Annotated in this window: 15 protein-coding genes, 2 tRNA genes and 2 pseudogenes; 10 read left to right on the top strand and 9 right to left on the bottom strand. The window is 73.0% G+C overall.

Annotation, left to right across the window (positions count from 1 at the left end):
- Nucleotides 1-112: 112 nt before the first annotated feature.
- From COO58_RS21045 to COO58_RS21035, 3 genes and pseudogenes are all read left to right on the top strand, one after another.
- A pseudogene (locus COO58_RS21045) lies at nt 113-2,949 on the top strand (RICIN domain-containing protein).
- A gap of 20 nt (nt 2,950-2,969) precedes the next feature.
- Nucleotides 2,970-5,077: pseudogene (locus COO58_RS21040) on the top strand (ThuA domain-containing protein).
- A gap of 174 nt (nt 5,078-5,251) precedes the next feature.
- Complete coding sequence (locus COO58_RS21035; RefSeq protein ID WP_098746878.1) at nt 5,252-6,262, top strand: sugar phosphate isomerase/epimerase; 1,011 nt, start codon at nt 5,252-5,254, stop codon at nt 6,260-6,262.
- Between the two features lie 117 nt (nt 6,263-6,379).
- On the opposite strand, the gene COO58_RS21030 is transcribed toward COO58_RS21035, so the two are convergent.
- On the bottom strand, nt 6,380-7,564 hold the full coding sequence (locus tag COO58_RS21030; protein ID WP_098746876.1) for an ROK family transcriptional regulator: 1,185 nt from the start codon (nt 7,562-7,564) through the stop codon (nt 6,380-6,382).
- Nucleotides 7,565-7,691: 127 nt separating this feature from the next.
- A complete protein-coding gene (locus tag COO58_RS21025; RefSeq protein WP_091572321.1) occupies nt 7,692-8,084 on the bottom strand; it encodes a hypothetical protein in 393 nt (130 codons plus the stop codon).
- A 272-nt stretch (nt 8,085-8,356) separates the two neighbouring features.
- On the opposite strand from COO58_RS21025, the gene COO58_RS21020 reads away from it, so the two are divergent.
- The 5 genes from COO58_RS21020 (at nt 8,357) to COO58_RS21000 (ending at nt 12,490) form a co-directional block, all read left to right on the top strand.
- Nucleotides 8,357-8,429 (top strand) — tRNA-Asn (locus COO58_RS21020).
- Between the two features lie 169 nt (nt 8,430-8,598).
- A complete protein-coding gene (locus COO58_RS21015) occupies nt 8,599-10,734 on the top strand; it encodes an MMPL family transporter (RefSeq protein WP_098747346.1) in 2,136 nt (711 codons plus the stop codon).
- Nucleotides 10,727-11,959: an FAD-dependent oxidoreductase gene (locus tag COO58_RS21010; protein WP_098746875.1), complete on the top strand. Its 1,233-nt coding sequence runs from the start codon at nt 10,727-10,729 to the stop codon at nt 11,957-11,959. Before COO58_RS21015 ends, COO58_RS21010 begins: the two co-directional genes overlap by 8 nt.
- A gap of 117 nt (nt 11,960-12,076) precedes the next feature.
- Nucleotides 12,077-12,153 (top strand) — tRNA-Ile (locus tag COO58_RS21005).
- Nucleotides 12,154-12,250: 97 nt separating this feature from the next.
- Complete coding sequence (locus COO58_RS21000) at nt 12,251-12,490, top strand: hypothetical protein (RefSeq protein WP_098746873.1); 240 nt, start codon at nt 12,251-12,253, stop codon at nt 12,488-12,490.
- Between the two features lie 141 nt (nt 12,491-12,631).
- Here the strand turns inward: COO58_RS21000 and COO58_RS20995 are convergent, their stop codons facing one another.
- Genes COO58_RS20995 through COO58_RS30320 form a run of 4 tightly spaced genes read right to left on the bottom strand, consistent with a single transcriptional unit; the run spans nt 12,632 to nt 14,791 of the window.
- Nucleotides 12,632-13,138 carry a hypothetical protein gene (locus COO58_RS20995; protein WP_141561939.1) on the bottom strand — a complete coding sequence of 169 codons (507 nt, stop codon included), beginning with the start codon at nt 13,136-13,138 and terminating at the stop codon, nt 12,632-12,634.
- 28 nt (nt 13,139-13,166) lie between these two features.
- Nucleotides 13,167-13,487, bottom strand: coding sequence for a hypothetical protein (locus COO58_RS20990; protein WP_098746870.1), 321 nt, complete (start codon nt 13,485-13,487; stop codon nt 13,167-13,169).
- Between the two features lie 43 nt (nt 13,488-13,530).
- On the bottom strand, nt 13,531-14,112 hold the full coding sequence (locus tag COO58_RS20985; protein ID WP_098747344.1) for an N-acetyltransferase: 582 nt from the start codon (nt 14,110-14,112) through the stop codon (nt 13,531-13,533).
- On the bottom strand, nt 14,090-14,791 hold the full coding sequence (locus COO58_RS30320; protein WP_098746868.1) for an SMI1/KNR4 family protein: 702 nt from the start codon (nt 14,789-14,791) through the stop codon (nt 14,090-14,092). The genes COO58_RS20985 and COO58_RS30320 overlap by 23 nt, the downstream gene beginning before the upstream one ends.
- A gap of 120 nt (nt 14,792-14,911) precedes the next feature.
- Between COO58_RS30320 and COO58_RS20975 the strand changes: the two genes are divergently transcribed.
- Together COO58_RS20975 and COO58_RS20965 are read left to right on the top strand one after the other, a co-directional pair.
- The gene (locus COO58_RS20975) at nt 14,912-15,418 is read left to right on the top strand and encodes a SigE family RNA polymerase sigma factor (RefSeq protein WP_091572349.1); all 507 of its coding nucleotides are present in this window, start codon (nt 14,912-14,914) and stop codon (nt 15,416-15,418) included.
- A gap of 698 nt (nt 15,419-16,116) precedes the next feature.
- Nucleotides 16,117-16,674, top strand: coding sequence for a GNAT family N-acetyltransferase (locus tag COO58_RS20965; RefSeq protein ID WP_176558926.1), 558 nt, complete (start codon nt 16,117-16,119; stop codon nt 16,672-16,674).
- 16 nt (nt 16,675-16,690) lie between these two features.
- Here the strand turns inward: COO58_RS20965 and COO58_RS20960 are convergent, their stop codons facing one another.
- From COO58_RS20960 to COO58_RS20950, 3 genes are read right to left on the bottom strand one after another with little or no spacing between them, the layout of a single operon-like run.
- Complete coding sequence (locus COO58_RS20960) at nt 16,691-17,230, bottom strand: GNAT family N-acetyltransferase (protein WP_218012409.1); 540 nt, start codon at nt 17,228-17,230, stop codon at nt 16,691-16,693.
- A gap of 44 nt (nt 17,231-17,274) precedes the next feature.
- Complete coding sequence (locus tag COO58_RS20955; RefSeq protein ID WP_098746864.1) at nt 17,275-17,721, bottom strand: hypothetical protein; 447 nt, start codon at nt 17,719-17,721, stop codon at nt 17,275-17,277.
- A 29-nt stretch (nt 17,722-17,750) separates the two neighbouring features.
- Nucleotides 17,751-18,950 (bottom strand): aromatic acid exporter family protein, encoded by a 1,200-nt coding sequence (locus tag COO58_RS20950; RefSeq protein WP_091572366.1) that lies wholly within the window; start codon nt 18,948-18,950, stop codon nt 17,751-17,753.
- Nucleotides 18,951-18,998 lie beyond the last annotated feature (48 nt).

Genomic DNA, 18,998 nt, shown 5'->3' with positions numbered 1-18,998 from the left:
GTCACGGCCCGCCGTAACCGCACCCGACGGGCCGGCGCAGCATCCCCCACCCGGCATCCGGCGCGACGCGCGCCCGGTCCTGGCTGCGCGCGTCAGGAAGGGACAGCACAGCATGTCCAGCCACCCCCACCACCCCCCAGCCCGACGACGACTCGCCGCCGGATCGGCGCTGCTGCTCGCGGCGGCCGCCGGCGCGGTCACCCTGGCCGCGGCGCCCGTCCCGGCCTCCGCCCACCCCATCTCGGCGAGCGACTTCCAGCAGGTCGAACTCGCCCGCGGCGTCGCCGAGACCGGCGAGCCGATGTCCCTCGCGGTGCTGCCCGACCGGTCGGTGCTGCACACCGCCCGCAACGGCACGCTGCGCCGCACCGACGCGGCCGGCGCCACCACGGTCATCGGCACCCTGCCCGTGTACACCCACGACGAGGAGGGGTTGCAGGGCGTCGGCGTCGACCCCGGCTTCACCACCAACCGGCACATCTACCTCTACTACGCGCCGCCGCTGTCCACCCCGGCCGGGGACGCGCCGGCCACCGGCACCGACTTCTCCGCCTGGCAGGGCGTCAACCGGCTCTCCCGGTTCACGCTCAACGCCGACTTCACGCTCAACCAGGCCAGCAAGGTCGACGTGCTCGACGTGCCGGCCGACCGAGGGCTGTGCTGCCACGTCGGCGGCGACATCGACTTCGACGCCGCCGGCAACCTCTACCTGTCCACCGGCGACGACACCAACCCGTTCGACTCCGCCGGCTACGCCCCGATCGACGAGCGCACCAACCGCAACCCCGGGTACGACGCGCAGCGCAGCGCCGGCAACACCAACGACCTGCGCGGCAAGATCCTGCGGATCAAGGTGAACGCCAACGGCACCTACTCGATCCCGAGCGGCAACCTCTTCGCGCCCGGCACCGCGAAGACCCGCCCGGAGATCTACGCGATGGGCTTCCGCAACCCGTTCCGGATGAGCGTCGACAAGGCCACCGGCATCGTCTACGTCGGCGACTACGGGCCGGACGCCGGCACCACCTCGGCGCGCGGCCCGTCCGGGCAGGTCGAGTTCGACCGGGTCACCGGCCCGGGCAACTACGGCTGGCCGTACTGCACCGGCACCAACACGGCGACCGAGACGTACGCCGAGTGGGACTTCGCCACGGGCACGGCCGGCGCGAAGTTCACCTGTACCGGCGGCCCGACGAACAACTCGTTCCGCAACACCGGCCTCACCACGCTGCCGGCCGCGAAGCCGGCGTGGATCCGATACGGCGGCGACGCCGGCAGCCCCAGCGAGTTCGGCGGCGGCTCCGAGTCGCCGATGGGCGGCCCGGTCTACCGGTACGACGCGGCCAACCCGTCCACCACCAAGTTCCCGCAGTCCTTCGACGGGCAGTTCTTCGCCACCGAGTTCGGCCGGGGCTGGATCAAGCCGATCCACCTCAACGCCGACGGCTCACCCGGCACCATCGACGCGTTTCCGTGGACCGGCAAGCAGGTGATGGACTCCGCGTTCGGCCCGGACGGCTCCTACTACGTGCTCGACTACGGCACCGGCTACTTCAACGGCGACGCCAACTCGGCGCTGTACCGCTTCGACTACCTCGGCGGGGCCAACCGCGCCCCGGTGGCCCGGGCCGCCGCCGACAGGACCTCCGGCGCCGCCCCGTTGGCCGTCGCGTTCTCCTCGGCCGGCTCGTCCGACCCGGAGGGCGGCGCGCTGACGTACGCCTGGACGTTCGGTGACGGCGGCACCTCGACCGCGGCCAACCCGTCACACACCTACACCGCGAACGGGCGCTACACCGCCACGCTCACCGTCCGCGACCCGCAGGGCGCCACCGGCACCGCCAGCGTGACGATCACCGTGGGCAACACCGCGCCGACGGTGGTCATCGAGACGCCCGGTAACGGCAAGCTCTTCTCCTTCGGCGACACGGTGCCGTTCCGGATCACCGTCACCGACCCGGAGGACGCCACCATCGACTGCACCAAGGTCAAGATGACCTACGTGCTCGGCCACGACCAGCACGGCCACCAGATCACCTCGGCGACCGGCTGCACCGGCTCGATCGCCATCCCGGTCGACGGCGAGCACGACGACGCGGCGAACATCTTCGCCATCTTCGACGCCGAGTACACCGACTCCGGCGGCCTCACCACCCACACCCAGCACACGCTCCAGCCCCGGCACCGGCAGGCCGAGCACTTCAAGACCGCGTCCGGGATCAACACGTTCGACAAGGGCACCGCCGAGGGCGGCAAGACCGTCGGCGACATCCACAACGGCGACTGGATCGCGTTCCAGCCGTACCAGCTCGCGGACGCCACCGGGTTCACCGCCCGGGTCTCCTCGGCCGGTGTCGGCGGCACGCTCCAGGTGCGCGCCGGATCGGCCACCGGCACCGTGCTCGGCTCGGCCACCGTCCCGGTCACCGGCGCCTGGGACTCGTTCACCACGGTGACCGGCACCATCACCAACCGCCGGCCGGCACCACCACGCTCTACCTGACGTTCGCCGGCGGCGCCGGGGCGCTCTACGACCTGGACGCGTTCACGTTCGCCACCTCGGCCGTCCGCACCGGCCCGGTGACGGGCCTGGCCGGCAAGTGCCTCGACGTCCGTAACGCCGCCACCGCCGACGGCACCCAGATCCAGCTCTACACCTGCAACGGCACGGCCGCGCAGTCGTGGACCGTGACGCCGAACTCGACGGTCAAGGCGTACGGCAAGTGCCTGGACGTCTCCGGTGGCGGCAGCGCCGACGGCACGAAGATCCAGTTGTGGACGTGCAACGGCACGGGCGCGCAGAACTGGTCGGCGCAGGCCGACGGGACGGTGCGCAACCCGCAGTCGGGCAAGTGCCTGGACGTGTCCGGCAACAACTCGGCCGACAGCACGCCGGTGCACCTGTGGACCTGCACCGCTGCCGCCAACCAGCGCTGGACCCTACCCTGAGGAATGGAAGGAGAACGCCGATGAGACTCCTCCGCACCGCGCTGGGGGCGGTGACCGCCGTGCTCGCCACCATCGCCTGCACCGCCCCCGCCACCCCGGCGAGCGCCGCCGACGCCCCCTACGACGTGCTGGTCTTCTCCAAGACCGCCGGCTTCCGGCACGACTCCATCGCGGTCGGCACACAGACCGTCCGCGACCTCGGCGCGGCGAACAACTTCACCGTCACCGCGACCGAGGACGCCGCCCAGTTCACCACCGCCAACCTGGCCCGCTTCGAGGCGGTGATCTTCCTCAACACCACCGGGGATGTGCTCAACGCGACCCAGCAGGCCGCGTTCGAGGCGTACATCTCCGGCGGCGGCGGATACGTCGGCGTGCACTCCGCCGCCGACACCGAGTACGACTGGCCGTTCTACGGCAACCTGGTCGGCGCCTGGTTCGCGTCCCACCCGGCGATCCAGCCGGCCACCGTCAGGGTGGAGGACCGGGCGCACGCCGCCACCGCGCACCTGCCGCAGCTGTGGAACCGCACCGACGAGTGGTACGACTACCGCACCAACGCGCGGTCCACCGCGCACGTGCTGGCCAGCCTCGACGAGTCCTCGTACTCCGGTGGCTCGATGGGCGGGGACCACCCGCACGCCTGGTGCAAGCCCTACAGCGGCGGCCGGTCCTTCTACACCGGCGGCGGGCACACCCAGGCGTCCTACGCCGAGCCGGCGTTCCGGGCCCACCTGCTCGGCGGCATCCGCTACGCCGCCGGGCGCACGAAGGCCGACTGCCGGCCGGAGACCGGCTACACCGCGCTCTACAACGGCGGCACCACCGGCTGGTCCCAGGCCGGGCCGGGCAGCTTCACCAACACCGACGCCACGCTCACCTCGGTCGGCGGCATGGGGCTCTACTGGTACAGCGCGAAGCAGTTCACCAACTACTCGCTCAAGCTGGACTGGCGGCTGGCCGGCGACGACAACTCCGGGGTCTTCGTCGGCTTCCCGCCGTCGAGCGACCCGAACTCGGCGGTGAACAACGGCTACGAGGTGCAGATCGACCCCACCGACGCGGCCGACCGGACCACCGGCGCGATCTACGGGTTCAAGTCCGCCGACCTGGCGGCCCGGGACGCGGCGCTCAACCCGGCGGGGGAGTGGAACACCTACGAGATCCTGGTCGAGGGCGAGCGCCTCCAGGTCTTCCTCAACGGCGTCCGGATCAACGACTTCACCAACACCGACCCGGTCCGGTCGCTCGCCGGGCACGTCGGCATCCAGAACCACGGCACCGGTGACGACGTGTCGTTCCGCAACATCCGGATCAAGGAGCTGGGCGGTACCCCGCCGCCCACCGGCAGCACCACCGTGCAGGCCGAGTCGTTCAGCGCGGCCAGCGGCGTCAGCGCGTTCACCAAGGCCGGCGCCAACGGCGGGCAGACCCTCGGGTACGTCGACCCGGGCGACTGGGCCGCGTACCAGGGGGTGGACCTGACCGGGGTGACATCGCTGCGGGCCCGCGTGGTCTCCGGCGGTCCGGGCGGCACCATCGCAGTGCGCACCGGCTCGCCCACCGGCCCGGTGCTCGGCCAGGTGGCGGTGCCGAACACCGGCGGCTGGACCACCTTCGCCGACGTCTCCACGGCGTTGAGCGGGGTGCCGTCGGGCACGCAGACGGTCTACCTGACGTTCACCGGCAGCGGGTCCGGGCTGTTCGACGTCGACGACTTCACGCTGGTCCGCTCGACCGGCACCGGCGGCGTCGGCCCGGTGAAGGGCCTGGCCGGCAAGTGCCTGGACGTGCGGGCGCGGCCACCGCGGACGGCACGCAGATCCAGCTCTACACGTGCAACTCCTCGGCGGCGCAGTCGTGGACGGTGACGCCGAACGGTCCGGTGAAGGCGCTCGGCAAGTGCCTGGACGTCTCCGGTGGCGGCAGCGCCGACGGCACGAAGATCCAGTTGTGGACGTGCAACGGCACGGGCGCGCAGAACTGGTCGGCGCAGGCCGACGGGACAGTGCGCAACCCGCAGTCGGGCAAGTGCCTGGACGTGTCCGGCAACAACTCGGCCGACAGCACGCCGGTGCACCTGTGGACCTGCACCGGCGCCGCCAACCAACGCTGGACCCTGCCGTGAGGTAGGCCATAGAGTGGGGACGGCGACCGTGAGGTGGCCGGTGGCCCGGCGGGAGGCGCAACCCTCCGGGCGCAGACGCCCAGCGCGTCCACCGGTGCCGAGTCGTCGCCGTCCCCGGTCACCCCTCGCCCCGGTCCGCAACGGAATCCCCCATCACGACAGGGGAGAAGGACAATGGCGCGACCCATCACGCTCTTCACCGGCCAGTGGGCCGATCTTCCGTTCGACGAGGTCTGCCGACTCGCCTCCGAGTGGGGCTACGACGGCCTGGAGATCGCCTGCTGGGGCGACCACTTCGAGGTCGACAAGGCGCTCGCCGACGACTCGTACGTCGAGCGCAAGCGGGCCACGCTGGCCAAGCACAACCTCCAGGTCTTCACCATCTCCAACCACCTGGTCGGGCAGGCCGTCTGCGACCACCCGATCGACGAGCGGCACCAGGACATCCTGCCGGCCCGGATCTGGGGCGACGGCGAGCCGGAGGGCGTACGCCGCCGGGCCGCCGAGGAGATGAAGGACACCGCGCGGGCGGCGGCGAAGCTCGGCGTACGGACCGTCGTGGGCTTCACCGGCTCGTCGATCTGGCACACCCTGGCCATGTTCCCGCCGGTGCCGCCGGCCATGATCGAGCGCGGCTACCAGGACTTCGCCGACCGGTGGAACCCGATCCTGGACGTCTTCGACGAGGTGGGGGTGCGGTTCGCGCACGAGGTGCACCCCAGCGAGATCGCCTACGACTACTGGACCACCAAGCGCACGCTGGAGGCGATCGGCCACCGGCCGGCGTTCGGCCTGAACTGGGACCCGTCGCACTTCGTCTGGCAGGAGCTGGACCCGGTGAACTTCATCTTCGACTTCGCCGACCGGATCTACCACGTGGACTGCAAGGACGCGAAGGTCCGCACCGGGGACGGCCGGCGCGGCCGGCTCTCCTCCCACCTGCCCTGGGCCGACCTGCGGCGCGGCTGGGACTTCGTCTCCACCGGGCACGGCGACGTGCCGTGGGAGGACTGCTTCCGGGCGTTGAACGCGATCGGCTACGACGGCCCGATCTCGGTCGAGTGGGAGGACGCCGGCATGGACCGCCTGGTCGGCGCGCCGGAGGCGCTCCAGTTCGTCCGCCGCCTCGCCTTCGACGCCCCCTCCGCCGCCTTCGACGCCGCCTTCAGCAGCACCCGCGACTAACCTCCTCCCTCCCTCGCCTCCGGGCTCTCCGCGATCTTGCAGTTGCGGCCCTCCGAAAACGGGTTCATCCGACATCTCGGGGGCCGTAACTGCAAGATCGGCGGCGGAGAGAGGGGGTCAGCGGGCGGCGAAGGCCTGGTCGCTGACCAGGCGGGCCGCGCCGATCAGGGCGGCCCGGTCGTCCAGGTCGGACAGGACGATCGGCATGCTGCCGGTGGCCAGCGGGGTGGAGCGCCGGTAGACCACGCCCCGGATCTCGGCCAGCAGGACCGGTCCGATGCCGGGCGGCGTCCCTCCGATGATCACGATGGCCGGGTTGACGAAGCTCACCAGCCCGACCAGCACCTGCCCGAGGCGACGGGCGGCATCGCGGACCAGCGTCTGCGCCGCCGCGTCGCCCTCGGTCGCCGCCGCGGCCACGTCGGACACCGTCAGCGTGCCGGCCTCCGCGAGCCGGTCCGCCAGCGCCGTCGAGCGCCCCGCCCGCACGGCCGTCACCGCCTCGCGCACCAGGGCGGCGTCCCCGCAGTACGCCTCGACGCAACCGGTGTTGCCGCACCCGCAGAGCGGTCCGTCCTCGGTGAGCTGGAGGTGCCCGATGTCGCCGGCCCCGCTGGCCGCGCCCCGGTAGAGCGTCCCGCCGAGCACCAGCCCGCAGCCGACGGCGTCGCCGAGCTTGACGTAGAGGAAGTCGTCGAACGGTCGGCCGGTGCCGGCGTGCCGCTCGCCCAGAGCCATCGCGTTGGCGTCGTTGTCGACGTGCACCGGGCAGCCCAGTTCGGCGGCGAGCGTGTCGCGTACCGGGAAGCGGTGCCAGCCCGGCAGGGCCGGTGGGGAGACGGGGGTGCCGTCGCGGACGGCGACCGGCGCGGGCAGCGCGACCCCGACCCCGGTCAGCCGGGCCAGCCCGGCCTCGGCCCGCAGCTTGCCGAGCAGCTCGACCGCCCGGCCGACCACCACCTCGGGACCGACCCGGACGTCGACCGGCTCGTCGTGCCGGGCCAGCAGGTTCAGCTCGCCGTCGGTGAGCGCGACCCGCAGTCGGCCGTCGCCGACGAGCACCGCGCCGAAGCGCACCTGCGCGCCGACCCGCAGCAGCGACGAGCGGCGGCCACCGCGGGACGCGGCCGGTCCGGCCGTCTCCACCAGGCCCAGCTCGGTCAGCCGGTCGACCTCGGCGGCGAACCGTGCCCGGGGCAGCCCCAGGACGTCGACCAGCTCGACCCGTGACCGCGGGCCGTCGTCGCGCAGCAGGCGCAGCAGGCGCGCCTGGTCCGCCGTCTCCGGTCCGACCATCGGCATGTGATCACCTCCCCACGGAGAATGTGCCACACCCGCGTCACGGCGGCGTGACGCGTGGGGAGGTGGCGTCCGGGCACACGGGAGCGGGCCGGTCACCCGAAGGTGGCCGGCCCGCTGTCCGCGTGCGTCAGAGCGTGTTGCCGGTGCTGGACGGCTTGGTGCTCGTGCCGGTCGTGGTCGACCCGGTGGCGCTGGTCGAGCCCGTGCCGTTGGCGCTGCTCCGGCTGCCGACGGCGGCCGGCGTGCCGGCGAACGGCTTGTCGGCCTCGGAGAGCCCCTGCTTGCCACCGTTGCCGGTGGCGAGCTTCTCGGCGATCTTGGTCTGTCCCAGCTTGTCCTTGCCCTCCGAGTAGAGCCGGGTGGCCTGGGCCTGCGCGACGCCGGCCGCCTCCTGGACGGTCGGGTGGTCGAGCACCTTGCGCCCGCGGACCACCAGCTCCTCGTACTTCTCCCGGCCGGCACGGGCGCCCAGGACGAAGCCCGCAGCCAGCCCGCCAAGGAACATGATCTTTCCGCGCATGGCGGCTCCTTTCGTACCTGACGCTCTGCCGATCCCCGCCGGTACCCGGCGGAAGCGACCCACTCGCGCCTACATCCTCTGTCGGTGCCTTAACTACCCATCCTGCTCCGCGCTCATACCTCCCTGTGCCGAGATGGCGATTTGTCCCGTAAACCGCCCTCGGTCCACCGGTCCGGCCGGGTCCGGTAACCCCCTGGCGCACTACCGGCGGATGTCCTGTACTCTTGTCCCCGTCGCACGGCGCGGAGAGATCCGGGCCGGACGGTGTTCGGTCCCCTGTAGCTCAATTGGCAGAGCAGCCGGCTGTTAACCGGCAGGTTATTGGTTCGAGTCCAATCGGGGGAGCTTCGCTCCACGTCACGCCCGTCGGCCCACGCCGGCGGGCGTTCTCCGTTTCCGGGCCCGGGTAGCCGCCCGATTTCCGCCCGCGCGCGACACGTCGGCCGGCAGGATGGTCGATGTCGACCTAGACTCCCGCTGCGTCGATTGTTGCGTCGATTCAAGGGTGGTGGAGATGGCCGCAGGACGCAGCCGCTGGACCGCGACGCTGGTCGCGGTGGCGGTGGTGCTCGGCTGGCTGGTGGTCGGTGGCATCGCCGGCCCCTACTCCGGGAAGCTCGGCGAGGTCGCCACCAACGACAACGCCTCCTTCCTCCCCGCCGACGCCGAGGCCACCCGGGCGCAGGACCTGGCCGCCGGCTTCGTCGACCGGGAGAGCACCCCCGCGCTGGTGGTCTACGAGCGCACCGGCGGCATCACCCCCGCCGACCAGCAGCGGATCCAGGCCGACGCGGCGCGCTTCGCCCAGGTGCCGGGCGTCATCGGTCCGCTGCCGCCGCCGATCGTCAGCCAGGACAAGCAGGCCGCCCAGGTGATCGTCCCGATCGACAGCGCCGAGGGCGAACAGATCCGCACCGTCGTCGACGAGCTGCGGAACATCGCCGGCCCGGACCGGAACGGGCTCACCGTCGACGTGGCCGGCCCGGCCGGCCTGCTCGGCGACCTGATCGAGGTGTTCAGCGCGATCGACGGGCCGCTGCTGCTCGTCACCCTGGTCGTGGTGCTGATCATCCTGCTGATCGTCTACCGCAGCCCGGTGCTCTGGATCTTTCCGTTGCTGGCCGCGGGGATGTCGTACTCGCTGGCCGCCGTCGTCGTCTACGTCCTGGCGGACAACGACGTGGTCAAGCTCAACGGGCAGGCGCAGGGCATCCTCACCGTGCTCGTCTTCGGCGCCGGCACCGACTACGCGCTGCTGCTGATCGCCCGTTACCGCGAGGAACTGCACCGGCACGAGCGCCCCTGGGACGCCATGAAGGCCGCCTGGAAGGGCGCCGCCCCGGCCATCATCGCCTCCGGCGCCACCGTCATCGTCAGCCTGCTCTGCCTGCTGCTGTCCAGCCTGAACTCCAACCGGGCGCTCGGCCCGGTCAGCGCCGTCGGCATCGCCGCGACACTGCTCGTCATGCTCACGTTCCTGCCCGCCCTGCTGGTGCTCGGCGGGCGGTGGGCGTTCTGGCCCCGGCGACCCCGGCACGACGACGCGGACCCCCGCACCGAGCACGGCATCTGGGGACGGATCGCCGGCTTCGTGGCGCGCCGCGCGCGTACCGTCTGGGTCGTCACCGCCGTGGTGCTGGCCGCCCTCGCGATCGGGGTGACCCAGCTCGGCGCCACCACGCTCGGCCAGTCCCAGCTGTTCACCCAGCGCACCGACTCGGTGGCCGGCCAGGAGGTGATCGACAGGCACTTCCCGGCCGGCACCGGCAGCCCGGCCACCGTCTTCACCGCGCAGGCCGCCGCCCAGCGGGTCGCCCAGGTGGCGCAGGGCGTCGAGGGCGTCGCCTCGGTGGCGCCGCTCGGCCAGCGCGGCGAGAACGCGCCGCCCGACCCGAACGCCCCCCCGAAGGTCGTCGACGGTCGGGTGCAGCTCAACGTCACGCTCGCCGACCCGCCGGACAGCAACGGCGCCGAACAGACCATCCGCGACCTGCGCGAGGCGGTCCACGCGGTGCCCGGCGCGGACGCCGTGGTCGGCGGCTTCACCGCGATCAACGTGGACACCGCCGACGCCTCCGTCCGCGACCGTAACGTGATCATCCCGGTGGTGCTGCTCGTCATCGCGGTCATCCTGGCGCTGCTGCTGCGCGCCCTGGTCGCCCCGGTGCTGCTGATCGCCACCGTGGTGCTGTCGTTCCTGGCCACGCTCGGCCTCTGCGCCCTGCTCTTCCGGTACGTCTTCGACTTCCCCGGCGTGGACCAGTCGTTCCCGCTGTTCGCGTTCGTCTTCCTGGTCGCGCTCGGCATCGACTACAACATCTTCCTGATGAGCCGGGTCCGCGAGGAGTCGGTCCGGCGCGGCACCCGGGCCGGCGTGCTGGCCGGCCTCGCGGTCACCGGCGGCGTCATCACCTCCGCCGGCATCGTGCTCGCCGCCACGTTCTCCGCGCTCGCCGTCCTCCCGCTGGTGGTGCTGGTCGAGCTGGGCGTGGCGGTCGCCGTCGGGGTGCTGCTGGACACCATCGTGGTCCGCTCGCTGCTGGTGCCCGCGCTCGCGTACGACATCGGGCCGAAGGTCTGGTGGCCGAGCCGATTGTCCCGCTCGCACCGCGAGGGCGACCGGGCCGGGGCGGGGGTGGACCGTGCCTGACACCGACGTGGTGATCGTCGGCGGCGGCCTGGCCGGTCTCGCCGCCGCCCGCCGGCTGCAGCGCGCCGGCGTGCCCTGGCGGCTGCTGGAGAGCGCCGACCGGCTCGGCGGGCGGGTCGCCACCGACGAGGTCGACGGCTTCCTGCTGGACCGGGGATTCCAGGTGCTCAACACCGCCTACCCCCGGCTCGGCGGCCTCGTCGACCTGGACACGCTCAACCTGGGCTGGTTCACCTCCGGGGTGCTGGTACGCCGCGGCGACCGGCTGGAACGACTGGTCAACCCGCTGCGCGAGCCGACCGGCGCGCCCGGCGCGCTCACCGCCGGCGTCGGCTCGCTGCGCGACCGGCTACGCCTGGCCGCGCTCGCCGCCGGCTGCGCCGGCCTCCCGGTCGGGCGGCTGCTCACCGCGCCCGAGACCAGCACCGAGACGGCGCTGCGCCGGGCCGGCCTCTCCGACGCGATCATCGAGGAACTGCTCCGGCCGTTCCTCTCCGGCGTCCTGCTCGACCGCGAGCTGGCCACCTCCAGCCACGTCTTCGCGGTCATCCTGCGGTCCTTCGCCCGCGGCCGGCTCGGGCTGCCCGCGCGCGGGATGGGCGCGCTGCCCCACGCCGTCGCCGCCCCGCTGCCCGCCGAGCTGATCGCGCTGCGTACCCGGGTCACCGCTGTCGCGCCCGGCCGGGTCCGCACCGAGGCCGGTCAGATCACCTGCCGCGCCGTCGTGGTCGCCGCCGACCCGCCGGCGGCGGCCACGCTGCTGCCCACGATCAGTCGGGTACGCATGCACGCGTACACCACCTACTACCACCGCGCCGACACGCCGCCGCTGGACGAGCCGATCCTGCTGCTCGACGGCGACCGGCGGGAGATGATCGCCAACACGGTGGTGCTCAGCAACGCCGCACCCACCTACGCACCGGCCAACCAGCACCTGGTCGCCACGTCGGTGGTCGGCCCGCAGCCCCCGCCCGAGCGGGTGATCCGGACCGAGCTGGAACGCCTCTACGGCCGCTCCACCGCGGACTGGACCCACCTCACCACCGTCGCGGTGCCCGACGCGCTGCCGGCCGCCCCGCCGCCGCAGGGCCGACTGCGCAAACCGGTCGCGCTCGGCGACGGGCTCTACGTGGCCGGCGACCACCGGGACAGCCCGTCCATCCAGGGCGCACTGGCCAGCGGTTGGCGTACCGCCGGGGCGGTGCTGGAGGAGTTGCGGCGCTGAGCCGACGTGTCGCTGCGCGCTGTTATTCTCGCGTTGCCCATCGTGGGCGTCGCGGCGGCGTCGTCGGGGCGGTGGTGCCCGGAGATCGATCGGCGGGTTACGATCCGGCGCGGTGACGGGGCGGTAGCTCAGCCGGTTAGAGCAGGGGACTCATAATCCCTCGGTCGCGGGTTCGAACCCCGCCCGCCCCACCAGCCGCTTTCCCTTTTCAGTCATGCTGACGGTGACCCCAACCGATGCCTCCGGCGGAGATCTTCGACAGGGCTGTAGCTGAGGCAGAGGAGCGGTGGCGTGGCGGACGAGGCGTTCCCCAGCGATCTTTCCGGCCACTTCTGGGCAACGCTCGAACGTCGGCCCGAACTCGATCGATGGCGCTTCGAGATCCTCGACTATCAGAACAACGTCCTGCTCAGTGGCCTGGCCTGCAACGAGCGGCAGGCCGCGGCCATCGTCAACGCCTGGGACCAGGTGATCGTATCGTCACCCGACGAGGAGGACCCCAGCATGGATCGGCCCGATGAGTCGGCATGATCGTGTGCCAATGGTCGAATTCCCCGCCCAGCGGGCTGCCCGACACCAGGCCGTCCAACGACCCTGTGGGCTTCCGCCGCCCATCTTGACCAGGCGACCAGGCTGTGGCCCCCGAGGTGGGCCGGCAACTCCGCCGGGCGCTCACCCACTGCCGCATCCGACGGCTATGTCCAGCACCGACAGGCGTCCCGCCCGAAACGCCGTCACCTGCTCGGCGTTCAGCGGGTAGTACGACAGGGTTGGATCACTCGTCGTCCAGCGGTCGACGTGCACGAAACACCCGTGCCACTGACCGCGAGCCACGACCGCGACATCGGTGGAGTCGGGGTTGCTCGGCGCGGCGCTGAGGACGAGCCCTGGCCCGGACACGCGGGCAAGGATGTCGTGGTCGGGAGGCCCGACGAAGATCGCGACCGCGGCGCGTTCGTCGGCGGGGGCCGAGCCGGGGTCGAGGTAGTGGTGGACCCGCTCGTATCCGCGCACGTCGACCTGGGACACGTATCGTTGGGCGGGGGTTTCCGCCGGGCCCGTCAGCCTGAGCACGCCGACACAGGAGCCGACGACCGCGACGGCCGACAACAGCCAGACGCGTCGACGCCGCGCAGGCACCGGAACGCGTCGGTCAGCGGATTCGGCGGATCCAGGCACGACGACACACTAGGTCCCGCCGGCGACGCTAGGGAGCCGGCAGTGGTGGGTCGTCCGTGGGCCGGACATGCTTCCGCCACCGGCGGTGGCGCCGCACGGCGACGGCGACGGCCACCGCGACGAGAAGCGCGGTGGCGCCCTTCCAACCCCGCTCGAACGACGACCTGTCGTCGCCGAACGCCGCGTCACCGGCGGTCATGAGCCACAGCCCGACCCACGCCCACTGCCAGCCGTGCGGCCGGGAGAACCTGTCGGGTGGCTCGGATGCGGCGACGAACACCGCGGCTACGGCGCCGCCGACGACGATCAGCGGTATTCCGATGCGCCCGACGACGTCCCACAGCGACACGAGCCGATGATGGCATCCCGTCGGGACAGAACCGGCGTCATGGTCAGCGAGTCGACTGCCGCATGACCCAGGTCGGCACGGGTTCGGCGAAGCGGTGCGCCACCTCCCAGCCGGCGCGCCGGTAGACCTCGACGTTGTCGGGGTTGCTCGTCTCCAGGACCGCCGGCAGCCCGTCGGCGGCGGCCCGGTTCAGCCCCACCCGCATGAGGGCGTGGCCCCACCCGTGGCCGGCGTGGTCCGGGTGCGTGCCCAACACCCCGAGATACCAGAAGGGGGCGGCGGGCAGTGCGGCGTGCACCGCCCGGTCGTACGCGCGGACCCGCCGCAGCACGTCGGCGGGAAGTCGGTCGGCGAGGTCGTCGTCCGGCGCGTTGCCCTCGCCGGCGGGTGGTTCCCAGATGGCGACCGACGCGCCGCGCTCGACCGTCCAGATCGTTCCCTTGGACAGCCGCTTGTCGAAGAGGTGCCCGAAGAAGGCGCCGGCGTAGGGCGCGTAGGTCGCGTCGTCGGGGAACAGGAACCGCAGGACGGGGTCCTTGGTGAACGCGGCGACCAGCGAGGCGACGACCCGGCCCCGGTCCTCCGCCGTGGCGACGGTGATCTCAGGTGCTGTCACAGCGAACATTGTCCCGGGCCCGACGTGCCACACGGCTCTCGGCCTCCTCCAGCCAGCGCCGGTACCACCGGGCGAAGCCGAGGGGGGTTCCGTCCTCGTCGCGCAGCGGTTGGTAACCGCCGTCCGAGGCGGTGTCGTCCGTCCACATCTGGCCCCGCGCCGGTCCGCTGACGACCAGCGCCTCACGTAGCGCACAGCCGAGATGGCACAGGTAGAGCAGGCCGACCGAGTGCTCCGGCCGAAACACCACGGCGTCGTGCTGTTCCCAGTACGCGTCCTCGGCCGCGTTGAACTCCTCCTCCGAGTCGAAGTCGTCCTCGTCGGGCGGGCCGGGCAGCCCGTCGGCCGGGTTGAACGCCTCGACGTGCGGAAAGGGCCGCGCGAGCGTGCCCAGGTCGGTGAGGTCGGCGCCGTCGCCCTCCCACGACCACCGTCCGTCGTGCCGGCGCAGCGGGAAGAGCCCGTACGCCGGTCCCGCGCCGCCCCGGCCCGCGACGAGCAGGAAGGCCCGGTACTCACCGGGCAGCTCCACCCCGAGCTGTGCCTCCACCTCGGCCAGGTCCCCGGTGCTCAGGGGCGGCTCCAGCTCCCACCCGTGGCCGGCGGATCCGAAGACGGCGGAGGCGGCGGGCGCGGCGGCCAGGCGGGCCAGCCGTTCGCGTACGTCGGACCAGTCGGTGTGCGGCACGCGCCGGACGATACCGCCGGTCCCGGACCGCTGACAGCCCTCGACAATCTCGACGGGGCGGGATAGCGGTGGGGCTCCCAGGCGTCTGTGAGGGGTGGACGAGGAAACGAGGGTGGTGCGGTGGAAGAGGACGAACGGGCGGTGCTGGCCGAGTTCGTGGCGAGTCGCGCGCCGGCGCTGATCCGGGTCGCCTACCTGCTCACCGGCGACCGGAGCAGCGCGGAGGACCTGTTTCAATCGGCGCTGTCGAAGGTCATCCCGAAGTGGCGGAGCATCCGTCACGCCGACCCGGAGGGCTACCTGCGGGCGGTCATGTACCGGGAGCAGGTGAGCTGGTGGCGGCGGCTGCGTCGGCGGCGTGAGACACCGGTCGACCTCGGTACGCCGGTGGTGGCCGACCCGAGCGGGGGAGCGGACCTGCGGCTGGCGTTGCGGGCGGCGCTCCGGCAACTCACGCCGGCGCAGCGGACCGTCGTGGTCCTGCGCTACTACGAGGACCTGCCGGAGGCGCAGGTCGCCGAGCTGCTGGGCTGTTCGGTCGGGACCGTGCGCAGCCGCACCGGCCGTGCGGTCGCCCGCCTGCGTCAGCTCCTGCCGGCCGGCGAGCTTCTGGAGATGCAGCGATGACCGACCCGTTCGAGCACGTCCTCCGCACCACCCTCACCGAGATCGCCGAGGAGGCACCGACCGTGCAGGACTCTCTGACCAGGGCGGAACGACGCGTACGCCACCGCCGGCGGAACACCGTGGTGGTGGGTACGGCGGGCCTGCTGGCCGCGCTCGTCATCGCGGCGCCGTTCGCCTACGCGGACCGGGGCGACGACGGGCCGCCGTCACGTCCGGCGACGATCGTCCCGAAGCCGAGCCCGAGCGGGCCGGACGAGCCGGTTCCGGGTCCGCCGGGTGAGCCGGTCCCGAGTCCCGGCGGCGCACGGGGAACCGTTCCCCCTCCGTCGGGCGCTCCCGGCACGCCGGTCCCGAGCCCGAGCGGGACCGCTCGGGCGGTTCCGCCTCCGCCGGGCGCACCCAGTCCGAGCCCGAGCGGGATCGCTCGGCCGGTTCCGCCCCCGGCGGGCGCGCCGGCCCCGGGCCGACCGGGCATGCCGGCCCCCGATCCGGGGGCGCCGGGCGCAGCGGTGGCGAGCCCCGTCCCCCGCTGAGCCGCTGCCGGTACGGATCGGAGCGTCGCCGTGCCGCCGCCGCGGTGCCGGGCCCGCCGCGCAACGGCGGGCCCGGGCCGTCGCAGGGGTGCGGAGCCTTGACGCCGGGCGGCGTCGTCAGGGCAGGATCAGGCGGTGCGGTTTCCTCTCTCCACACCCCCTGCCATGCCCGCCGGCTCCCTCGCCCGCGGTCCCCAGCCGGTTCTCGACGCCGGCGGCGGGCTGCTCCTGCGGCCCTGGGAGCCGTCCGACGCGCCGGTCGTCCTCGCCGCCTACGAGGACCCGGAGATCCAGCGCTGGCACACCCGTCGACCCACGTCCGAGGAGCAGGTCCGGGAGTGGTTCGCCCACTACCACCGGGCGTGGCGGCAGGAGACGGGCGTGAGCTGGGCGGTGACCCGCGACGGTGGTGAGGTGCTGGGCCGCATGGTGGTGGGCGGCTTCGATCTCGACGACGGGTCGGCGGTGTGCGCCTACTGGGTCCTGCCGGCCGCGCGGGGAGCAGGCGTGGCCTCCCGGGCGTTGCGGGCGGTGAGCGGGTGGGCGCTCGGCGACGCCGGCTTCCACCGCCTGCACCTGGACCATTCGACCCGTAACCTCGCGTCGTGCCGGGTGGCGGTCAAGGCCGGGTTCCGGCTGGAGGGCACGAAACGCAGTGACGCCGTCCACGCCGACGGACGACACGACATGCACCTGCACGCCCGGATCCGGGGCGACGACTGAGCACCGGGGCGCACCGTCAGGCTGCCGCCGCGTAACACCGGACGGTCACCCGCTGGCCCGGGCTCCACTGCTGGTCGACCGTGCCCAGGAGGTGCCAGCCGAGCCGCTCGTAGAGAGCCACCGCCGCGGTGTCGGACGCCACCACGTCGAGCACCGGGTGCAGGCCGCGATGCCGTGCCTCGCCGACAGCCCGCGCCATCAGCAACGCGGCGATCCCGTGGCCGCGGGCGGACGGAGCGACGAACAGTCGGTTGACCACGGCGGTCCCGTCGACACCCACACCCGCGCGGGCGTCCCACAGTCCCGGCGCCACGTCTCCCGCCCCGCTCCGGGACAGGCCGACATGGCCGACCACCCGGCCGTCCCGTTCCGCCACCCACGCGGCGAGGAGCGACGGCGGCGTGAGCCACGTGTGCGGGACGTCGGGCCAGTTCACCGGATAGCCGTCGCGCTGATGAACCTGCGCCAGCACGCGCACACAGTCGCCGAGGTCGCGGTCGGTCCGGCGTCGGGCGCTCAGGGGCGTGTCCGCGCCGGACACCTCGTCGCTTGTCACCCGCGGCATGAAAGCACAGCTCGCCGCCCTGCGACCAGCGACCTTCACGACCGTCCCCGGGTCCACGGCGGCGCGTACCGGTCGAGGTAGGCGCGTGCCCGGGGGATCGGGTCCCGCCAGTACCGGTGCGGCATGCGGTGGTGGTGCGCCGCGCAGAAGGCGGCGAGGTCGTCCGCGAGCGGCACCCGTTCCACCGGGCGGCGTTCGAAGTCGCGATTGACCGCGAGCAGGTCCGGCTCCGGGTTCCAGCCGGCGTGGTCGAACGCCCAGCCCGCCCAGGTCGCGTACACGTGGAAGACCTGGCGGTCGTCCGCGAAGCGCAACCCGGTCGTGCCGATCGCCCGGTCGGGGTAGGTGTCCCGGCACACCCAGGCCAGGATGTGGCAGGCCCCGGCCGCGAAGAAGGCCTGGTCCGTGCGGTGCCAGGCGACACGCTGGTCGGAGCGCTCGAGCGGCGTCCGACGGAAGACCCCCGCTGCTGTCACTGCCATCAGCGCACGCTACCGGCACGGGTGGACCGTCAGGGGTCCGGACGGGACTGCCCGGCGGCCACGTCCCGGATCCGGCGCAGCGCCTCCGTCCGGTCCATCCCGGTCGACTGCAACACGTCGCTGACGGCCGAGCGGACCTGCCCGACGATCACCGTGCCGGACAGTCCGGTGCCCGCCATCTCGGCGCGCGTCGCCTCGGCCACCGCGCGCAGCGCGTGCCGGCGGGCGTCCTGCGGGCCCCAGCCGGACACCACCTCCTGCTGCAGGGCGTGCACGGCCGCGCCCAGCGCGTCGACGGCGTCGGGCAGGGTCTCCGGCACCGGCTCCCCGTCCTCGATCAGCACGAGGACCCGACGAGCCAGCACACGGGTGTTCCAGACCGCCTGGTCCACCTCCGGGGCGCTCATCTGGTAGTGCCGGACGGACCGCCGCCGCGGCCACCGGGCGGGAGCGAGCTGTGCGGTCTCCTTCGCGCCGCCGAAGGCGTCCCAGAATGTGCCCAGCTCGGCCCCGATCTCCTGCGAGCGGGTCAGGGCCCGTTCGGCCAGCGCGTGGTCACGACGCCGCAACGCGGACGCGGTCAGCCGGAGCTGGTCGGCCAGCTCCCGCAGCGTCGGCGCGGCCACCCGCCGCATCACCCGGAGCGGGTTGATCGGCACCAGCAGCAACGTCACCGCCAACCCGACGGCGCCGCCGATGAGCGCGTCGACGAACCGGGGGAACTCCAGCGTGTGTCGGGAGGAGGAGAGCGCGCCCAGCAGCACCGCCGTGCCGCTGGCGTTGCCGACGATCCCGCCGCGGGTGCTCAGCGCCAGGGCCACCAGGATGGCCGCCGTGACGATCACCCCGGTCTGCCACACGCCGACGCCGATCGCCTCGATCAGCAGGTCCGACACGAAGATCCCGAGTGTCACCCCGGCGAGCAGCTCGACGGTGTTGGGCAGCCGCCGCCCGAACGACGACGTGATCACGGCGACGGCCGCGGCCGGGGCGAAGATCGGGCTCGGCATGCCGGTGAGCCAGCGCGCGGCGGCCCAGGCCAGCGCCGCGGCCAGGCCGGCCTGGACGGCGAGTACGGACTTGATCCGCAACTGTTGGAGACGGTCCCGCCCCGCGGTCCGGCCGCGTTCGTTCACGCGCTCCCACGCCTCGTCGAACCGCTCCGCGTCGAGGCCGGCACGCCGCGGCGGCCCGTGCCGCCGGCCGTTGCCGTCCCGCTCTCCGGTCACCGGCGGCGGCTACCCGGAATCACCGTTCCCAATCACCGTGTCCGAGCG

This window comes from Micromonospora sp. WMMA1996 (genome assembly GCF_002573675.1).
In the GTDB taxonomy this organism is placed as follows: domain Bacteria; phylum Actinomycetota; class Actinomycetes; order Mycobacteriales; family Micromonosporaceae; genus Micromonospora; species Micromonospora sediminicola.
Note: the sequence above shows the minus strand (reverse complement) of the source record. Positions and strands in the feature narration are given on the sequence as shown.

What these genes read in the sequence shown, in the direction of transcription:
- COO58_RS21035 (WP_098746878.1), top strand. Translation starts at nt 5,252, where the DNA reads ATGGCGCGACCCATCACGCTCTTCACCGGCCAGTGGGCCGATCTTCCG.
- COO58_RS21030 (WP_098746876.1), bottom strand. Translation starts at nt 7,564, where the DNA reads ATGCCGATGGTCGGACCGGAGACGGCGGACCAGGCGCGCCTGCTGCGC.
- COO58_RS21025 (WP_091572321.1), bottom strand. Translation starts at nt 8,084, where the DNA reads ATGCGCGGAAAGATCATGTTCCTTGGCGGGCTGGCTGCGGGCTTCGTC.
- COO58_RS21015 (WP_098747346.1), top strand. Translation starts at nt 8,599, where the DNA reads ATGGCCGCAGGACGCAGCCGCTGGACCGCGACGCTGGTCGCGGTGGCG.
- COO58_RS20985 (WP_098747344.1), bottom strand. Translation starts at nt 14,112, where the DNA reads ATGTTCGCTGTGACAGCACCTGAGATCACCGTCGCCACGGCGGAGGAC.
- COO58_RS20965 (WP_176558926.1), top strand. Translation starts at nt 16,117, where the DNA reads ATGCCCGCCGGCTCCCTCGCCCGCGGTCCCCAGCCGGTTCTCGACGCC.
- COO58_RS20955 (WP_098746864.1), bottom strand. Translation starts at nt 17,721, where the DNA reads ATGGCAGTGACAGCAGCGGGGGTCTTCCGTCGGACGCCGCTCGAGCGC.